This is a genomic window from Serratia sp. TSA_130.1 (genome assembly GCF_052691795.1).
The window spans coordinates 844,648-862,474 of sequence record NZ_JBQZFS010000001.1; the positions used below are offsets into that span (position 1 = coordinate 844,648).

Consider the following 17,827-nt stretch of genomic DNA (forward strand, 5'->3'; position numbering starts at 1 on the left):
AAAGCCCAAAGCGGCGCTGACATGCTACGCTATGCGTGCTCTTTTATTATTTAGTGCTATTTGGGCGAAAGAAACCCGCCGCTTTAAGTGTACCGACTTTAATCAGGAGGCGCGCCGCCATTTTTACCACTTAATGCTCTTTTTAAGAATCAACTTAAATGAGGCATTCACTTTTTGATTTCTTGCGGCATACTGTTTAGGAAGTGTTTAAGTTCGAAGATAGCCATGCATGAGGTCATAACCTATGAGCCGACAGGTATTTCCTGCCCGACAGATGCAGACTAAAGAACGGCGAACCTCGGGTATTACAATCACCTCTCGTATATCTCCAGGTCGCCGCTCAAGGCTGATAATGCAGGCCGCTCACGCGCTACCGGGTTAATAACCGGCGTGCCGCTCAAGTACGGCAATATACGCTATTCGCGGAATGAAGATGGTTGAATAAAAAACTTATTCAAAAACCTATTCATAGTAAAACATCAATTACCTCGCCAAGAGTGATTTTCTCTTTTGGTGATTTTTAATCTATGGCTAAGTTTGTCTATGTCTGAAACAAGTTCCGTTCATTCTCTTCCCATGCGCTATGCGGACTTCCCCACTTTAGTGGACGCGTTGGATTATGCGGCGCTAGGCAATACGGGAATGAATTTTTACGACCGTCGCAATCAACTCGTGACCGTTCTCGAATATCGCACGCTGCAGCAAAAAGCGATCTCGGGCGCGCGGCGTTTATTGTCCCTGAAGCTCAAGAAAGGCGATCGCGTGGCGCTTATCGCCGAAACCAGCGCGGGATTCGTCGAAGCCTTCTTCGCTTGCCAATATGCCGGCCTGGTCGCGGTGCCGTTGGCGATCCCGATGGGCGTGGGCCAGCGCGACTCCTACACCGCCAAACTGAAAGGGCTGATCGCCAGCTGCAACCCGGCGGCTATCATCAGCAGCGAAGAGTGGACGCCGCTCATCGCCTCCGCCACGGAAAACGCGTCAGCGATGCACATCCTCAGCGACGCGGATTTCAACGCATTGCCGGAGCCGGAGATCGCGCTGCCGGCGCCTTCGCCCGACGATATCGCCTATCTCCAATACACTTCGGGCAGCACCCGCTTCCCGCGCGGCGTGATCATCACCCAGCGGGCGGCGATGGCAAACCTGAATGCGATCAGTCGCGACGGCATCAAGCTGCGCGCGGGCGATCGCTGCGTGTCGTGGCTGCCCTTCTATCACGATATGGGCCTGGTCGGTTTCCTGCTGACGCCGGTGGCGACCCAGCTGTCCGTCGATTATCTGCGCACGCAAGATTTCGCCATGCGCCCGATGCAGTGGCTGAAACTGATCGCCAAGAATCGCGGCACGGTCTCCGTCGCCCCGCCGTTCGGCTACGATCTGTGTCTGCGCCGCAGCAACGCCAAAGAGCTGGCCGATCTGGATCTTTCCAGCTGGCGGGTTGCAGGCGTTGGCGCAGAGCCGATCCCGGCCGAGTTGCTCGGCCAGTTTGGCCAACACTTCAGCAGCATCAACTTCGACAGCAAAGCCTTCATGCCGTGCTATGGCCTGGCCGAGAACACCCTGGCGGTGAGCTTTTCCGATCCTTGCTCCGGCCCGCAAACCAACGCGGTCGACCGCGATATTTTGGAGTACGAGGGTAAAGCGGTCGCGCCGGGCAAAAAAACCCGCGCCGTCTCGACCTTCGTCAACTGCGGCCGTGCGCTGCCCGGCCACCGCATCGAGATCCGCAGCGAAACCGGGCAACCGCTGCCGGAGCGCCAGGTCGGCCATATCACGATTTCCGGCCCCAGCCTGATGAACGGCTATTTTTGCGATGCTGAGTCCCAGCAGCAAATTCAGGTGACCGGCTGGATGGATACCGGCGATCTGGGCTACCTGCTGGACGGCTATCTGTACGTCACCGGCCGCAAGAAGGATTTGATCATCATTCGCGGCCGCAATATCTGGCCGCAGGATATCGAGTACGTCGCGGAATCCGAACCGGAAATCCGTTCCGGCGATGCGATCGCCTTCGTGACCGAAGAACACGACGAAGCGGCCAGGATCATTTTGCAGATCCAATGCCGAGTCAGTTCGGAAGAGCGCCGGGAGCAGATCGTGCATTCGCTGAGCGCGCGCATTCAAAGCGAATTCGGCATCGCGGTGGACATCGAGCTGCTGCCGCCGCACAGCATTCCCCGCACGTCGTCGGGCAAACCCGCCCGCGCCGAAGCCAAGAAACGCTGGCTGAGCGCTTCGCTCTACCCGCAAATGCCGCAGTTGGCCGGTTTCGCGCAATGAGCGGCACCGTGGCGGTGACGGGCGCGACCGGCTTTATCGGCCGGCATATCGTCCGGGAACTGCTGGCGCAGGGGTTTAGCGTGCGCGCCCTGACGCGGCAAGCCGACAAAGCCGCCGCGGACAACCTGCAGTGGATCCCCGGCGCGCTGGAAGACCGGCCTTCGCTCACCGAACTGGTGCGCGGCGCCGAGTGCGTCGTGCACTGTGCGGGCCAGGTGCGCGGGCATGCGGAAGCGGTGTTCACCCGCTGCAACGTGACCGGCAGCCTGAACCTGATGCAGGCGGCCAGGCAAAACGGCCGCTGCAATCGTTTCTTGTTCATGTCGTCGCTGGCGGCGCGCCATCCGGCGCTGTCCTGGTACGCCCATTCAAAACAGGCCGCCGAGCAGCAATTGATCGCCGCTTCGGGCGAGATCGCGCTGGGGATTTTCCGCCCGACGGCGGTTTACGGGCCGGGCGATAAAGAACTGAAACCGCTGTTCAACGGCCTGCTGCGCGGCGTGCTGCCCCGGCTGGGCGCGCCTGACGCCAGACTCTCTTTTCTGCACGTGAGCGATTTGGCGAAGGCGGTCGGCCAATGGTTATTGGCGCAGCCCGCGCAGTCGAATATTTACGAACTGTGCGACGGCGTGGCCGAAGGCTATGACTGGCTGCGCCTGCGGGACATCGGCGCCGCCGTGCGTCACGGGCCGGTGCGGCTGGTGGGCATTCCGCTGCCGCTGCTGAAAGCCCTGGCGGATATCAGCGTGCTGTGGAACCGCCTGATAAAACAGGAGCCGATGCTGACGCGCAGCAAAATACGCGAATTAACCCATCAAGACTGGTCCGCCAACAATCAGGCGCTGTCGCAACAGATTAATTGGTTTCCACAGGTGAGTTTGGAACGCGCGCTGCGTGAAGGGCTGTTTTAATTATTCCAAGTAGAGGTGTGTCAACGTTCTTATGCTAAATCGCGATGCTGTAATGGATTATATCCTGACGTGTTTGCAAGGTATCGTCGAAGGCGGAGTGGAAATAAAACCTGATAGCGATCTCGTCAATGATCTTGGCCTGGAATCCATCAGAGTCTTGGATCTGCTGATGATGCTGGAAGATGAATTAGATATCTCCATTCCTATCAATATATTGCTTGATGTCAGAACGCCTGAGCAACTGCTTGACGCGCTGCGCCCTTATCTGGAGAAAAACCATGGGACTGTATGATAAGTTTGCGCGGCTCGCCAATGACCGTGAACAATTTCAAACGTCCGGTCTGAATCCGTTCGGCACCTGTATCGACGAAGTGTATTCCGCCACCCAGGGGCGCATCGGCGATCAAAAGATTGTCCTCGCCGGCACCAATAATTACCTTGGCCTGACGTTCGATGCGCAGGCGATCGCCGCCGGCCAGGCGGCTCTGGCCGCGCTCGGCACCGGCACCACCGGCTCGCGCATGGCGAACGGCAGCTACGGATCGCACCTGGCGCTCGAACGGGAGCTGGCGGAATTCTTCGATCGCCCGAGCGCCATCGTGTTCTCCACCGGCTATACCGCCAACCTGGGCGTCATCAGCACGCTGGCGGGACCGGGTGCCGTGGTGCTGATCGACGCGGACAGCCACGCGAGCATTTACGACGCCTGCGCCCTCGGCGGCGCGGAGATTATTCGCTTCCGCCACAATGACGCCGCCGATCTGGAGCGCCGCATGGTGCGCCTGGGCGAACGCGCGCGCGAAGCGATCATTATCGTGGAAGGCATCTACAGCATGCTGGGCGACGTCGCCCCGCTGGTGGAAATCGTCGACATCAAGCGGCGATTGGGCGGGTATCTGCTGGTCGACGAAGCGCACTCCTTCGGCGTGATGGGCGAGCACGGCCGCGGCCTGGCCGAAGCGCTGGGCGTCGAGCAAGACGTGGATATCATCCTGGGCACCTTCAGCAAAAGCCTGGCTTCGATCGGCGGCTTCGCCGTCGGCGGCAAGGGGATGGACGTGCTGCGCTACAGCAGCCGGCCGTATATCTTTACCGCTTCGCCGTCGCCGTCCAGCATCGCTTCGGTGCGCACGGCGCTGCAAAAAATCGCCCGCCATCCCGAGCTGCGGGAAAAACTGTGGAGCAATGCGCACCGCCTGTACCACGGCCTCGCCGAACTGGGCTATACCCTGGGGCCGCGCATCAGCCCGGTGGTGCCGGTCATGATCGGTTCAAAGGAAGAAGGGTTGCGTTTCTGGCGCGAGCTGATCGCCCACGGCGTGTATGTGAACCTGGTGCTGCCGCCGGCCGCGCCGGCGGGCGTCACCCTGCTGCGCTGCAGCGTCAATGCCGCGCACAGCGATGAAGAAATAGACACCATCGTGCGCGCCTTTGCGGCGCTGAAAAAATAAAGCCTTCCCTCTCGGCCGCGGCGGCGGCGAAAACGCCATCGCCGCCCTGCCGAATCGCTGCGCCTCAGCGCGCAGCCGGTGATGCCCCATCAGCCGAATAGCGATACCCCTGCACCGCCATAAATTCCTCGATGGCTTTTTCCGCCGCCGAAAGCACCTCCTCGATCGGCCGATCGGCATCGAGATCCACGATGTCGGCGCCTTCGAAGGTCAATAACGGCGTGACGGCGATCTTCTTCTCCAGCGCCGCTTTGCGGTGATCGGGTTTACGGGCGCAGGCCACGTCCAGACTGACATTCAGCTTGAGCACCAGATCCGGTTTTTGCTTCGCCATCCACTGAAACGCCGCCCGCTCCCGCGCCGCCAGCCAACGGACGAAACGGCTGCCTTCGACATCGACGGGAAATACCGTGCCATCGTAAGCGCCGGGGATTTGCGCCTGCGGAAAACGGTCGGTCAGCACGATGAACCCCTGCCGCCGAAACGCCAGCATGCGGCGAAACCGCAGCAGCCGCCGCCCCACGAAGGCGATGATCACCGCCGACGGCAACAGGCCGATGCGGGATTTCTTCGTTTTGACTTTTTTGGTATTGCTTTCGATAGCCTTGCCCACCGAGCGCCCGAGCAGCGGCAGTTTCGCCGCCGCGCGCCCGACGTTGCCCGCCTGTTTGCCCAGATGCACCTGCACCGCCGGGCCATAATGTTTCACATATTCGATCAGATGTTCACAAACGGTGGACTTACCCGATCCGTCGCTGCCGATAACCGCAATCAGCGGCGGAAATTTTGCATTCATAATCAGACTCTCTTTCAATACACCAGAAACGGCATGCCCTATTTGAAACGAAATATCGCTCACGGCCGCGACGGCAGCGCGAAGATAATTGCCATGACGCCGCGCCAAACCGCACAAAAGATTAAGCGAAAATGGAAAACCTCTGCTCTTTTTTCGCCGTCAGCCAGGCCGAAAGTTAACATAAAAAGCGAAACCGGCTCACGCCCGGCCAATTAGCACAAAATAACAAGAACGAACGCCATAAATATCAATTCAAATAACCAACAGGAATACTGAACCCATTATTTTATCGCGGCAAAGCACAATAAATATCTTGAACCCAAGGCGTATTGGAATACAATAGTTTTTTTCGCATTGGATTAATTATTGTGAGTCAGCAGATAAGACCTTCATCTGATCGCTCGCCCGTGCGCGTAATAGCGATAACCGGCTGTGACGGCTCGGGAAAATCCACCCTGGCCGCCAGTCTGGTCGAGGCCTTATCGGCGCAAGAACCTGCCGAACTGCTTTATCTCGGCCAGTCTTCCGGGCGTATCGGCGAATGGATCAGTTCGCTGCCGATTATTGGCGCGCCCTTCGGGCGTTATTTGCTGAAGAAATCGCAGCGCGTGCACGATCGCCCTGCTACGCCGCCGGATAATGCCACGGCGCTGGTGATCTTTTTACTTTCCTATTGGCGCGTTTTTAAATTCCGCCGCATGCTGAAGAAAAGTCGCCGCGGCGCATTGCTGATTACCGATCGTTATCCGCAGGCCGAAGTGGCGGGATTTCGTTTCGATGGCCCGCAGCTGGCAAAAACCGCCGGCGGCAATCGCTGGATACGCTGGCTGAGAAAACGCGAACAACGCCTGTACCACTGGATGGCGTCTTATCAGCCCTTATTATTAATTCGGTTGGATATTGACGAGCAAACGGCCTATTCACGCAAACCCGATCACTCGTTGGCGGCGTTGCGTGAAAAGATCGCCGTCATCCCGCACCTGACGTTTAACGGCGCTAACATATTGGATTTGGACGGCCGCGAGCCGGCCAAGCATATTTTCGATGCTTCGCTGCGCGCCGTTAAAATATCGCTGAGGGCCGCCAATGCCTAGCCGCCAAATAACCTTTTCGTACTGAAACAGATGAAAAAAAATAAACTCACTGCCGAGCAGGATATCTCTCACGGCTGCATCACCGGGCTGATTGCCGTGGTGGGCAGCGACGGCACGGGCAAGTCCACGCTGACCGCCGATCTGGTGAAAAACCTGCAGCAGCATCGCCCCACGCAGCGCCGCTATTTAGGGCTGATCTCCGGCGAAGACGGCGACAAAATCAAGAAATTGCCGTTCATCGGCGTGTGGCTGGAGCGGCGTCTGGCGGCCAAATCCGATAAAACCCAGCGCATGAGCAACAGGCCGCCGGCGCTGTGGGCGGCGCTGATCATGTACGGCTTTTCGCTGTGGCGCGCCGCCAACCTGCGCAAGGTGCGGCGGCTGGCGCAGAGCGGCGTGCTGGTGATCAGCGATCGCTACCCGCAGGCGGAAATTTCCGGTTTTTACTACGATGGGCCCGGCATCGGCGTGGAACGCGCAAAAGGCCGACTATTGCGCCGCCTGGCGGCGCGCGAACGCCGTTTATATCAACGCATGGCCGTCTATCGGCCGGAGCTGATCATTCGCCTGGATATCGACGTCGATACGGCGTTTTCCCGCAAGCCCGATCACAGCTATGAAGAGCTGAAAGACAAGATTTCCGCCATGGTGCGCCTGCAGTACAACGGCGCGCGCATCATCGAGCTGGACGCCAGAGCCCCTTACGACGAGGTGCTGAGCAACGCGCTCAACGCCATTTCCGCCGTGGTGAATCCCGCGAAACGCCCACAGAGCGACATCGGGCAACCCGGCGAAAACGCCGGTAAAGAAACTCAGGTTTATTAAAAAGATGCAGGGCAAGCGCATGAGTGCGGAACACAAGATGCACAAAAATAATGATGATGGCTGGTTTAAGTTATGAAACGATGGTTTTCCGATGGCGCGTTTCGTTCCATTTTACGTAATGCCGCCTATTTAGGCTCCGGCAGCGTCGCCAGCGCACTGCTTGGCCTGCTGGCGCTCTCCTGCGCCGGTAAGGGCATGTCGCCTGAAATGTTCGGCGTGCTGGTGGTGATCCAGGCCTATACCAAAGCGGTCAGCGATTTCATCAAATTCCAGACCTGGCAGTTTGTGGTGCAATTCGGCACCCCGGCGCTGGAGCATCAAAATACCGGGCGCTTCCGCGACGTCGTCGCGTTCTCCTTCGGCCTGGATATCGCCAGCGGCGTCATCGCCGTGCTGGGCGGCATGATCATGCTGCCGTTCTTGTCACACGCCCTGGGGTTGGACAGCGAAAGCTTCTGGCTCGCCATGCTGTACTGCACCCTGATCCCGTCGATGACCTCGTCCACGCCGACCGGCGTGCTGCGCGCCTTCAACCGCTTCGATCTCATCGCCATCCAGCAGGCGATCAAGCCGTTCCTGCAGGCGGTGGGCAGCGTCATCTCCTATTATTTCGATCTGGGGTTCCCCGGCTTTATCGTCACCTGGTACGCCTCTAACCTGATCGGCGGCACGCTGTTTTGGTGGTTCACCGCGCGCGAGCTGCGCCGTCGCGATATCCACGGCGCGCTGAGGCCGCGCCTGTTCAACGTCGCGCGCCGCATCGAGGGCGCCTGGAACTTCGTCTGGACCACCAACATCGCCCACACCATCTGGGCCGCGCGCAACTCCTGCACCACCGTGCTGGTGGGCGTGGTGCTCGGGCCGGCCGCCGCCGGGCTGTTCAAGATCGCCATGACCTTCTTCGATGCGACGGGCACCCCGGCCAAGCTGCTGGAGAAAAGCTTCTATCCCGAGATCATGCGCCTGGATCCGCGCACCAAGACCCCGTGGCTGCTGGGCCTGCGCTCTTCGTTGCTGGCCGGCGGCATCGGTCTGGCCGTCGCGGTGTTGATGTTGCTGGTGGGCAAGCCGCTTATTTCCGCGGTCTTCGGGCAGCAATACCTGGAAGCCTATGACCTGATTCAAATCATGCTGGGCGCGATCATCGTCTCGATGATGGGCTTCCCGCAGGAATCCTTGCTGTTTATGGCGGGCAAGCAGCGTGCCTTCCTGATCGCGCAGGCGACGGCCTCGGCGGCCTACATTGCGCTGCTGGTGTCGATGGCGTATGCCTTCGGCGTGCAGGGCGCCGCCTTCGCTTATTTACTGGGGCAATGTTTAGACGTGCTGTTATCCCTGATACCGACGATCGGCGCCTACCGCAATCGCTTTATGTTGGGGCTGAATGTGCCCAAAGAGAGTAATCAATGACCGCTAACACGAATTGGAAGAAGTTCTCCGCCGAAACCACCCAGGCGCTGTTTGTCGCCGTGGAAGAGGATGACCTGGTCGAGGCGAATATCAGCCTGCCGCAGCAGATCGATCTGGAATGCTCCCCCGAGAGCATCCGGGACAACTACGCGCTGTGCCTGCAGTTTTGGGAAGACGGCTTTTCCCGCCGCGAGCTGCTGCAACTGGTGAACGGTTTCCTGCAAGACCCGCAGTTGGCGGCGGCAACGCGCATGCGCTACAAATATATCCGCGCCCGCTATAAGCACCTGCGCTTCGCCCAGCAGCTGTACGGCGCGCCCCACCGCGCCAACCGCCTGTTCCACACCACCACCGTGGTGCTCGGCCATTTTCAGGACGCGTTTCGCAACGGCAACCAGAAGAACCTGACGCTGTACGGCAACCTGCTGCGGCTGCTGCTCAGCAAGCCGGTATGGTCTTACGTGCGCTATGCGCTGCGCCACACCCGCCTGGAAAGCGCACAGGGCTTTATCGCCTACCGCCAGGAGCAGATGCGCCAGCTGCAGACGCTGATCGCCGGCCCGGCGCTGACCGGGCATCAATTCCACGACGTGCGCAAAATCGTCAGTCGCCAGGTGTCGTTTTACGACACGCTGAGATCGATCGATCCGGACAACCGCGAGGCCCGGCAGATCTCGCGCTTCCTGGCGGCGATTAACGGCCTGATGGGCGACCGGCACGACGTGATGGTGGCGGACAAGCTGGCCGGCGGCGATATCTATGACCGGCCGGCGACGCTGGACATCGACATCCGCCAGCGCCTGGAGCTGCTGCTGGCGCGTTTTCCGCTGTCGTTTTCCCCGTCGGCCGTCGCGGCCGGCAGATAAGCGTGTTGCCCGTAGCCATGATGACGTTACCTCGCTTGCTGGCCCTTGCGCTGCTGCTGTCGCCGCTGGCGGCGCCGGCGCATAACTTCGTGCAGGGCCGGCCGGTGGCGCCGATCGCCATCGCCGATCGCGGCGAGCTGCTGCTGCGCAACGGCGATTTCAGCTACCGGCCGTGGAACAGCGCAAAACTGGCGGGCAAGGTGCGGGTGATCCAGTACATCGCCGGGCGCACCTCCGCCAAAAAGAAGAACTCGCTGCTGATCAACGCCGTCAAGGACGCGAACCTGCCGGGCGACCGCTTCCAGCCCACCACCATCGTCAACACCGACGATGCGATACCGGGCTCCGGCTTCTTCGTGCGCGGCAAGATCGAGAAAAACAAACGGCATTATCCCTGGGCGCAATTTATCGTCGACAGCGACGGGCTGGGGCGCATGGCCTGGCGGCTGCCGGAGGAGAGCTCCACCATCGTGGTGCTGGACAAGGCCGGGCGCGTGCAGTGGGCGAAGGACGGCGCACTCACCCCGCAGGAAGTTGACCAGGTGATCGCCCTGCTGCGCGCGCTGATCGCGCGGGAGGCGCCATGAAGCGCACGCCGCCGGGAGCCGATAACGCATGCCTTTGATTGAACGCTATATCACGGTTGAGATCCGCCGCCTGGTGATGATGATCGCCGGGTTTCTGATCTTCATGTTCGCCAGCTACTCCGCCCAGCGCTACCTGACCGACGCCGCCAACGGCACGCTGGCGCTGCGGGTGGTGGCCGACGTGGTTTTCTATAAGTCGCTGATTGCGCTGGAGATGATATTGCCCGTCGCGCTGTATGTCTCGGTGGCGGTGGCGCTAAGCCAGATGTACAGCGATGCGGAGATCACCGCCATGCTGGCCGCCGGCGCCAGCCCGCTGCGGCTGTACAAGGCGGTGCTGCTGCTCGCGGTGCCGCTGGCGATAGCGGTCACGCTGCTGTCGCTGTATGGCAGGCCCTGGGCGTACGCCAATATTTATCAGCTGCAGCAACAGTCGCAGTCGGTGCTGGACGTGAGCCACCTGCAGGCCGACAAATTCAACGTCAGCGGCAACGGCCGCATGATCCTCGCCAATCACGTCGACAAAACGGCCAACCACCTGACGGACGCCCTGATTTATGTGCGCGGCGGCCATCACACCAACCTGTACCGCGCGCAGTCGGTGGAAGTGCTCGACGCCTCTCCCGCCAGCCCCGCCGTGCGGCTGAAAACCGGCACCGCCTATGTGCTGGATCGCCAGGGTGCCGACGACAACGGCCAGAATTACGACAACTTTGACATCGCGCTCAAACCGTTCGTGCCCAGCGCCGAGAGCCGGCACAAGTCGGCCTCGCCGGCGGAACTGGCGCGCTCCGCCGATCCGGGCGACGCCGCCGAACTGCAATGGCGCGAGAGCCGTGGGCTGACCACCGTGCTGATGGTGCTGCTGGCGATCCCCTTTAGCCGCATCAAGCCGCGGCAGGGGCGCTACGCCGCGCTGCTGCCCCTGACGGTGCTGTTTACCGTGATTTTCTATGGCGGCAACATTTGCCGCACGCTGGTGGCCAACGGCTCTCTGCCGACGATCCCCGGCGTTTGGCTGGTGCCGCTGGCGATGGCTGTCGGCATCGCCCTGCTGCTGGCGCGCGACTTATCCCTGCTGCGGAAACCCTCCCGATGACTATTTTTAGCCGCTACCTAATGCGCAACGTGTTCATCGGCTTCGCCGCCGCGGCCGGGCTGCTCATCCCGCTGTTCACCACCTTCACGCTGATCAACGAGCTGGAGGACGTCACTCCGGGCGGCTACCGCTGGCAGCAGGCGCTGCTGGTGACCGTGATGACTCTGCCGCGCAGCCTAGTCGACTTGGGGCCGTTTATCGCGCTGCTCGGCGGCATCGTCGGGCTGGGGCAGCTGTCGAAAACTCTGGAGCTGACGGCGATCCGTTCCACCGGGATGTCGATATTCCGCATTGCGCTGGTGATGCTCGCCGCTGGGCTGCTGATGAACCTCTCGCTCGGCGCCCTCGATGAATGGGCCGCTTCGCCGCTGCAGCAACGCGCGCTGCAGATGAAGAACAACGCGCTGGCGCAGTCGAACAGTAACGACGTCACCGTTAACCCGCTGTGGGCGCGGCGCGGCAACGAGTTTGTGACGGTCAAAACCGTCGATGAGAACGACCAGCCCCACGGCATAGAGATCTTCCGTTATCAGGCCAACCGCGCGCTGGAATCTTACATTTACGCCGACAGCGCCAGCACCGCCGCCGACGGCAACTGGCTGCTGCATATCGTGATGCAGAAAAGCTGGCAAGGCAGAAAGGAGACGATTGCGCGGCAAGACAGCCTGCTCTGGCGCTCGCTGTTCGCGGTGCCGAGCCTGAAAGAGCTGACCCTGCCGGCGGGCAGTTTCTCGCTCCAACAGCTGGATCGCTATATCGATTATCTGCAGGGCTCTGGGCAACCCAGCACCGAATACCGCCTGGCGCTGTGGAAAAAACTCGGCCAGCCTCTGCTGGTGCTGGCGATGATTTTGCTGGCCATCCCGTTTACCTTCACCGCCCCACGTGCGCCCGGCATGGGCAGCCGATTAGCGCTCGGCGTCATCATCGGGTTGCTGACCTACATCGCTTACCAGATCGTCCTCAACCTGGGGTTGCTGTTCGCCCTCAACGCGCCCTTCACCGCCCTTGCCCCGCCGCTTTTACTCCTGGCATTGTCGCTGGCGCTGGTTTATCGGTTTGATCGGCGGGGTTAAGAGTGAGAACAGTGGAATAATGGGAAGGGTTGCAGGTGATTTACTCGTCCGCAAGCGGCGTTAACACAGCGCCTGAGTTCACACGCTAGATTTTGGTGGGTGCTGGCGGATATGAGTGAACAGCAGAGTGAACTGTCTCCTATCGGCCACATTGTGAGACGTATGGGAAATGTAGGTAGAGAATATCTTTCATGGTAGACGCACAGACATTTCTGGCGATTAATCATTATAATTAACATCCATAATAATACTATTCGCAAGTTAATTTTGATCACCACCACCATAATTCATATGGATATTTATCACGCTGAGTGCGAGAATTACTCATGAAGAAGCCAATTTATTGCTGTATTTTTTGAAGCAATAATCAATTTCTATAAGTCAGCATTGGAATAGGCTAAGAATTAGGCTTCAGTATCAGCTTAATGTTCATACGAAGAAAATTTCAGGCTTTGGTACGTATTACTACACAGGGATTACCTTATGTCTCTCCGCTTCAGACAAACCTTTACTCTTTTCCCCGGCGTTCGCCTCAATATTGGTAAGCGTGGAATAAGCGCAAGCATCGGTGTACCAGGCGCAACAGTCAATGTTGGGCAAAAAGGGGTTAGAGCAACCGTAGGACTACCTGGTTCTGGTTTATCCTATACAACACCTACTTTTTCCTACGGTTCTAAGCATTCAATTCCCCATCCACTGAATCCGTCTGCTACAGAAACTCATCTTGAAATACCGGAGACAGCGCCAGGTAACGTTCCATCAAACGCCAAAATTTATATGCCTCAAGCTGGCATGAATGAAATTTCCAGCGCTTCTGTTGAAGTTCTGACAAGCACATCTCTTTTACCTTTACGAGACTTGCTCGCCAAAGCACGTGAGCAAAGAGCTGAGGTAAAAGCTGATTTACAAGAGGCAATCGCTGAAGAGTCAAAACAAAAGAACGAATTGGCTCGGCGTAAATCAAGCCTGTTCCGTTTGTTCTACAAGCGTCGTATTGCAGAGCTTGAGATCAAACTTCCGCAAACCCAAGCAGAAATATCTCGCCTAGTGTCTTGGGAAGAGAGTACAAAAATTGCTATCACTTTCGAAAGCAGCGATGCCTCACAGAGAGCATATGACGCAATGGTTCGTGCATTCGACGTTTTAAAATCGAGCGTCAAGAAATGGGATATTACTGCTGATAAGGCTATAGACCAGTTTGCCGAAAGGACGTTAGCCACACGGTCTGTTAATCGTCATCCGGTTACCTTCGATTTTAGTTCAACCGATCTCATTCAGTTTACAGGACGAGCGATGCGGTTTGAAAATGCCAATGGTGACGATATTTTGCTTTATCCCGGTGTTGCAGTCATACCACGAGCTGATGGGGCATTTGCTCTAATTGACTTACGCGAATTACAAATTAGTGCAGAACCTCGTGGATTCCATGAAGAGGATGGCGTTCCAAGTGATGCCAGTATAGCTGGGCATACATGGGCTAAAACGAACAAGAATGGCTCGCCAGACCGCAGATTCAAAGACAACTATCAAATCCCTATTTGTATTTATGGGAATATTACTTTCCACTCTCAAACGGGTATAACTGAAGAATATATGGTCTCGAATGCCGATGCCGCCCAAGCCTTTGCAGAGGCAGCAAAACGCTATCAGCTCTCTCTCACTGAAACGGAGTCGCTAGTTAGAGTCTAACGCTATATTTGTTATGCTGATGTGAGGGGCACTCCTCCAAAGAACCTCCATCTCCCTCCTCGCCCCGCCGCTACTGATCCTGACGCTGGTGTATCGGATTGATCGGCGGGGTTAGGGATAGCGCTGGTGTAGAGGCGATCTTGGCAAGGTTTGCGAGCATGGGAGAGAACCAAGTGGAACAATGCCATATACAGGGGCAACGTTCCGCTTTAAGTGTTTAGACTCTCTGCCTGGCTACGAAGGCAGGTATACCCTCAACCGGCCCGCAGGTTGAACCCTATCGGCCAGGGTTGAGGGAGTGCCTACGCTGCCACTCATCGACCACATCACCTAACGTCTTTGGCATGTCATTGCGTATCCATGCCATAAATTCACGATCGAAGCGAAAATCTTCTCCGCACGCCTCAACCATGAAACGACGAACGTTTTGCGTATTTTTGTAGCTTTTATCCACGATCGTGGCGCGTGTTAACAATGCGCTATGCCAATCGATTTTCAATTTAGCCACTCCCCAACCTAGACTGACATGCCGCACTTTTGTCACGCTCGTTGCGGCGCAAAGTGGATGTGGTGAAAAGCATAGCCCAGATCGCCGTTTCCGCGCTGTTATATGCATGGGCGGAATGACAACCGCCCCTGCTCGCTCCGCGGGATTAACGTAGTTCCTTCGCTATCGAGCTAAACATCAGCGATGCCTCCAGCGGTTGCGCGCTGAAAGAAGGCTCCGCCTGCGGCCAGGTAGACCACTGGACGATCACCAGATTCTCCGCCTGATTGACCATGATCATCTGGCCGAAGATCCCCAGCGCCCATAGGGAATGCTTGAGGGAGGCCTGCGGAGCGGGTTCTACGTTAGTCGCATTCGCCGGCACTTCGTTGTTCCACCATTGGAATCCGTAAATACCGTCAGGATGCGCCGCCGACACCGAGCCCGCCGCCCGCGTCCAGTTGGCCGACTGGGCTACCCAATCTTCCGGCAGGATCTGTTTGCCGTTCGGCAACGTCCCGTTATGCAGAATGAATTCGCCGAAACGCCCCCAGTCTTCCAGCGTGGCGTTAAAGCCGTGCGCACCCACGTCGTGCTGGCCTTTGGCGTAAGCATGCCACACGCCGTCGCTCGCCATGCCGTACGGCTGCCAGATGCTTTGCTCAAGATAGGCCGCCAGCGGCATGCCGGTGGCGCGCTCCAGCACGTCGCCCAGCAGCCACGCGCCGCCGGAGGAGTAAGACCAGTTCTGCCCAGCCGGATGCGCACGCTGCAAACCGGCCACCAGCTTGCGCACGCAGGCATAGGTGCCGGGTTTGGCCTCACACTCTGTCAGCTGCGCGAAGTCCGATTTCGGGTTGGTGTAATCCTCATTCCACGCCACGCCGGAGGTGTGGGTGATCAGCTGCCTGAGGGTCACGCCGTCCCACGCGCTGCCTTTCAGATCGGGTTCGTATTGCGTGATGAGATCGTCGAGTGAGTGGATCTTGCCCTGTTTAATCGCCACGCCCACCAGCGTGGCAACCACGGATTTGCCCACCGAGCGCGACGTCCACAGGGTGGCGTCGGTATTACCCTCCCCCAGATATTTCCAGGCGATTTTGCCGTCTTTCAATACCAGCATGCCGCTGACGTTCTGGCGCTGCAGGTAATCCTGCAGGCTGTAGGTTTTGCCATTCATCCGATAGCTGGCGTCCGTTAGCGGTTTAGCGGCAGCCGGCAGCGGTATGGCATTGCCGTGATGAAACACATCCCCGGCATAGTTGCGGTAGTCGTTACGAAAACCGATCACCCGGTCGCTCTGGCTCCAGGTGAGCATCTTGTGCGTGTCCGGCAATTGGGCATCGAAAGGTGCGGGACAGGCGCTGAGTTCGGTGCCCGCACAGGCGGCCAGCGCGGCGGGTGCCAACAGGCCGCTGCAGAGACTGATGACAACGCCCACCAGCAGGCTGCGGTTAAACACTTTGCTTTTCATATTTTTTCTCGCTTAGCTCAGGAAGGCGTTCAGCTTAAAAAAACGCGGCCTATAATAAAAAACGCCTGATGGGGGAAAATCCCCCGCAAAATCGACGGGAGAACTGCGTGCCGAGCCTGATTTATTCCTTTGCCCAACTGGAAGCCTTCACCGCCGTGGCCGAGCACGGCAGCCTGGCGAAAGCCGCGCTCAAGCTGGGCAAAGACCGCACGACGCTGCGCGATTTGATTGATTTTCTCGAGGATGGATTGGGCTATGCGCTGTTCCTGCGCGAGGGGCGCAGCCTGCACCTGACGCCAGAAGGCGAACAGCTGCAACGCCAGGCACACCTGCTGATGCGGCAGGTAAAAGCGTTTGAGGCGTTTGCCAAAGACGTGCCGAAGAGCGCGGCGCAGGAAATCTCGCTGGTCTACGATCCCTTTACCCCCCGCGCGTTGCTGCAGGCGCTGATTGCCGCCATGGCCCAGCGAAACACGCGCCTGAGCCTGATTAACGCCTCGCGCGACGAGGCAGAAAGGCTGCTGGCAAACGGCCAGGCCGATCTGGGCATCTGCCAGGCGCGCAACCGCAGCGTGGGCGACACCATGGAGTGGCGCGCCTTAGGGGCGATAGAGATGGATTTTTACGCCGCCGAAACGCTTTTCCCCGGCGCGGAACAGCCGCTTTCGCTGCTGGAGCTCTCACTCACGCCGCAGGTGATCATGCATCCGGATTCTGACGAACCGGTGGCGCGGCGCCTGCAAATTTCGGGGCATACCATATTTACCAACGAGCTGGAAATGCTGCGCGCCCTGCTTGAACAAGGCTGCGGCTGGGGATTCTTGCCGACGCATATGCATGCCGAACAGTGGAAAAACGTCAACACGCTGCGCACCGAAGTAGGCAGCCAGGGGATCAGCCAAACCATGGTGACCATCTGGAAGCCGGGCAATGACCGACGGGCGCTGATTGATGAGACGTTGGCGCTGTTGCCGGGGTTGTGGCGGGGGGTTGGGGGGTGAAAGTCGCTGCTAGATTAGCGGTGTTGTTATCGGAAGACGGTCGTAGAACTCATCATCTGCGTTGTTTAACAGAACGTTCTTAAGCGGGGCTCGCTGTTTTCATCCAATGAGAGCCCCCCATCACCATCACTCCAGCGCTGCTGGCGCTGGTTTGTTGCTTTGATAGGCGGCATTTGGGGGGCGACTTTGAGCGAGGAGCGGAAGTTGACTTAATTAGATTAAAAGGGGGACTTCAAATGTTACTGGCGCGATTTTCTGGGATACTTATAGCTTGAGCCGCTTCACTTCGGATAATTCCATGCCGCCAAATTTCTTGCGTCAAGTGTAGGAAGTAGCGTCCGAAATAATGTATTTGAGGCATAGTTCCTAGGTAGCCCCCCCAGCTTCGGCCTCGCGAAGGATGCTGATGTTCTGTTCATCGGAAAAATGCTTCTTCATGGGAATGCCCTCACGTTATGAAGAAGACATTATTAACATCGCGGTGTATTAATGAACGGGGAGCAGGTCAACTCCAGTTATTCAGCATGATACCGCTTATACAAACCGCACCGACTCATACCACGCCTTAATTGCTTCGTCGCCCCGCCAGAAAGTCATGGAGCCGCAATTGATAAGTGAATTGTTGTAAGAGTGCCAGTTGGTTACTCTGAATTTCTGCTTAGCTAAGAGATCGCCTGCATTGTCACAGAATGCGTGATCTGATCCTTCAATGCAGAAAAATTTCGATTAATTAGACGAAAATCCTGACGGATTTACGCCGCATCGATAATGCGTGAGA

General features: G+C 58.1%; 16 protein-coding genes and 2 pseudogenes. 13 read left to right on the plus strand and 5 right to left on the minus strand.

Annotated elements, in window-relative coordinates; genetic code table 11:
• The first annotated feature begins 576 nt into the window (after window positions 1–576).
• The 4 genes from ACUTQY_RS03900 to spt are packed head-to-tail and all read left to right on the plus strand — an operon-like array spanning window position 577 to window position 4,645.
• Window positions 577–2,283: a fatty acyl-AMP ligase gene (locus ACUTQY_RS03900; RefSeq protein ID WP_046687450.1), complete on the plus strand. Its 1,707-nt coding sequence runs from the start codon at window positions 577–579 to the stop codon at window positions 2,281–2,283.
• Complete coding sequence (locus ACUTQY_RS03905) at window positions 2,280–3,194, plus strand: NAD-dependent epimerase/dehydratase family protein (RefSeq protein WP_046687451.1); 915 nt, start codon at window positions 2,280–2,282, stop codon at window positions 3,192–3,194. Before ACUTQY_RS03900 ends, ACUTQY_RS03905 begins: the two co-directional genes overlap by 4 nt.
• 31 nt (window positions 3,195–3,225) lie before the next feature.
• Entirely contained in the window at window positions 3,226–3,486 is a 261-nt protein-coding gene (locus tag ACUTQY_RS03910) for an acyl carrier protein (RefSeq protein WP_015378483.1), read from the plus strand.
• Window positions 3,473–4,645: a serine palmitoyltransferase gene (gene spt / locus ACUTQY_RS03915; RefSeq protein WP_046687452.1), complete on the plus strand. Its 1,173-nt coding sequence runs from the start codon at window positions 3,473–3,475 to the stop codon at window positions 4,643–4,645. Before ACUTQY_RS03910 ends, spt begins: the two co-directional genes overlap by 14 nt.
• Before the next feature lie 64 nt (window positions 4,646–4,709).
• Here the strand turns inward: spt and ACUTQY_RS03920 are convergent, their stop codons facing one another.
• Entirely contained in the window at window positions 4,710–5,441 is a 732-nt protein-coding gene (locus ACUTQY_RS03920) for an ATP-binding protein (protein ID WP_046687453.1), read from the minus strand.
• Between the two features lie 368 nt (window positions 5,442–5,809).
• Between ACUTQY_RS03920 and ACUTQY_RS03925 the strand changes: the two genes are divergently transcribed.
• From ACUTQY_RS03925 to ACUTQY_RS03960, 8 genes are all read left to right on the plus strand, one after another.
• Complete coding sequence (locus tag ACUTQY_RS03925) at window positions 5,810–6,535, plus strand: lipoprotein (RefSeq protein ID WP_033643765.1); 726 nt, start codon at window positions 5,810–5,812, stop codon at window positions 6,533–6,535.
• A 30-nt stretch (window positions 6,536–6,565) separates the two neighbouring features.
• Window positions 6,566–7,360: a hypothetical protein gene (locus ACUTQY_RS03930; protein ID WP_046687454.1), complete on the plus strand. Its 795-nt coding sequence runs from the start codon at window positions 6,566–6,568 to the stop codon at window positions 7,358–7,360.
• Between the two features lie 72 nt (window positions 7,361–7,432).
• Window positions 7,433–8,770: a lipopolysaccharide biosynthesis protein gene (locus ACUTQY_RS03935; RefSeq protein WP_004935553.1), complete on the plus strand. Its 1,338-nt coding sequence runs from the start codon at window positions 7,433–7,435 to the stop codon at window positions 8,768–8,770.
• Entirely contained in the window at window positions 8,767–9,636 is an 870-nt protein-coding gene (locus ACUTQY_RS03940; RefSeq protein WP_033643767.1) for a hypothetical protein, read from the plus strand. Before ACUTQY_RS03935 ends, ACUTQY_RS03940 begins: the two co-directional genes overlap by 4 nt.
• Before the next feature lie 20 nt (window positions 9,637–9,656).
• Window positions 9,657–10,223, plus strand: coding sequence for a YtfJ family protein (locus ACUTQY_RS03945; protein WP_046688517.1), 567 nt, complete (start codon window positions 9,657–9,659; stop codon window positions 10,221–10,223).
• 28 nt (window positions 10,224–10,251) lie between these two features.
• Window positions 10,252–11,322 (plus strand): LPS export ABC transporter permease LptF, encoded by a 1,071-nt coding sequence (gene lptF / locus ACUTQY_RS03950; RefSeq protein ID WP_046687455.1) that lies wholly within the window; start codon window positions 10,252–10,254, stop codon window positions 11,320–11,322.
• Entirely contained in the window at window positions 11,319–12,398 is a 1,080-nt protein-coding gene (gene lptG, locus ACUTQY_RS03955) for an LPS export ABC transporter permease LptG (protein WP_046687456.1), read from the plus strand. The genes lptF and lptG overlap by 4 nt, the downstream gene beginning before the upstream one ends.
• A 483-nt stretch (window positions 12,399–12,881) precedes the next feature.
• Complete coding sequence (locus tag ACUTQY_RS03960) at window positions 12,882–14,087, plus strand: DUF4236 domain-containing protein (RefSeq protein ID WP_046687457.1); 1,206 nt, start codon at window positions 12,882–12,884, stop codon at window positions 14,085–14,087.
• A gap of 277 nt (window positions 14,088–14,364) precedes the next feature.
• On the opposite strand, the gene ACUTQY_RS03965 is transcribed toward ACUTQY_RS03960, so the two are convergent.
• On the minus strand, window positions 14,365–14,586 hold the full coding sequence (locus ACUTQY_RS03965; protein WP_033651913.1) for a DUF6434 domain-containing protein: 222 nt from the start codon (window positions 14,584–14,586) through the stop codon (window positions 14,365–14,367).
• A 154-nt stretch (window positions 14,587–14,740) separates the two neighbouring features.
• Complete coding sequence (locus ACUTQY_RS03970) at window positions 14,741–16,048, minus strand: serine hydrolase domain-containing protein (protein ID WP_046687458.1); 1,308 nt, start codon at window positions 16,046–16,048, stop codon at window positions 14,741–14,743.
• Window positions 16,049–16,155: 107 nt separating this feature from the next.
• Between ACUTQY_RS03970 and ACUTQY_RS03975 the strand changes: the two genes are divergently transcribed.
• Complete coding sequence (locus tag ACUTQY_RS03975) at window positions 16,156–17,049, plus strand: LysR family transcriptional regulator (RefSeq protein WP_046687459.1); 894 nt, start codon at window positions 16,156–16,158, stop codon at window positions 17,047–17,049.
• 321 nt (window positions 17,050–17,370) lie between these two features.
• On the opposite strand, the pseudogene ACUTQY_RS03980 reads toward ACUTQY_RS03975, so the two are convergent.
• Window positions 17,371–17,487: pseudogene (locus ACUTQY_RS03980) on the minus strand (IS3 family transposase); the annotation flags it as partial.
• Between the two features lie 111 nt (window positions 17,488–17,598).
• Window positions 17,599–17,759, minus strand: a pseudogene (locus tag ACUTQY_RS03985) (IS5/IS1182 family transposase); the annotation flags it as partial.
• Window positions 17,760–17,827 lie beyond the last annotated feature (68 nt).

Bases quoted from the DNA above. Each gene is read 5' to 3' on its own strand.
- ACUTQY_RS03900 (WP_046687450.1), top strand. From the start codon at position 577: ATGCGCTATGCGGACTTCCCCACTTTAGTGGACGCGTTGGATTATGCG.
- ACUTQY_RS03905 (WP_046687451.1), top strand. From the start codon at position 2,280: ATGAGCGGCACCGTGGCGGTGACGGGCGCGACCGGCTTTATCGGCCGG.
- ACUTQY_RS03910 (WP_015378483.1), top strand. From the start codon at position 3,226: ATGCTAAATCGCGATGCTGTAATGGATTATATCCTGACGTGTTTGCAA.
- spt (WP_046687452.1), top strand. From the start codon at position 3,473: ATGGGACTGTATGATAAGTTTGCGCGGCTCGCCAATGACCGTGAACAA.
- ACUTQY_RS03920 (WP_046687453.1), bottom strand. From the start codon at position 5,441: ATGAATGCAAAATTTCCGCCGCTGATTGCGGTTATCGGCAGCGACGGA.
- ACUTQY_RS03930 (WP_046687454.1), top strand. From the start codon at position 6,566: ATGAAAAAAAATAAACTCACTGCCGAGCAGGATATCTCTCACGGCTGC.
- ACUTQY_RS03935 (WP_004935553.1), top strand. From the start codon at position 7,433: ATGAAACGATGGTTTTCCGATGGCGCGTTTCGTTCCATTTTACGTAAT.
- ACUTQY_RS03940 (WP_033643767.1), top strand. From the start codon at position 8,767: ATGACCGCTAACACGAATTGGAAGAAGTTCTCCGCCGAAACCACCCAG.
- ACUTQY_RS03945 (WP_046688517.1), top strand. From the start codon at position 9,657: ATGACGTTACCTCGCTTGCTGGCCCTTGCGCTGCTGCTGTCGCCGCTG.
- lptF (WP_046687455.1), top strand. From the start codon at position 10,252: ATGCCTTTGATTGAACGCTATATCACGGTTGAGATCCGCCGCCTGGTG.
- lptG (WP_046687456.1), top strand. From the start codon at position 11,319: ATGACTATTTTTAGCCGCTACCTAATGCGCAACGTGTTCATCGGCTTC.
- ACUTQY_RS03960 (WP_046687457.1), top strand. From the start codon at position 12,882: ATGTCTCTCCGCTTCAGACAAACCTTTACTCTTTTCCCCGGCGTTCGC.
- ACUTQY_RS03970 (WP_046687458.1), bottom strand. From the start codon at position 16,048: ATGAAAAGCAAAGTGTTTAACCGCAGCCTGCTGGTGGGCGTTGTCATC.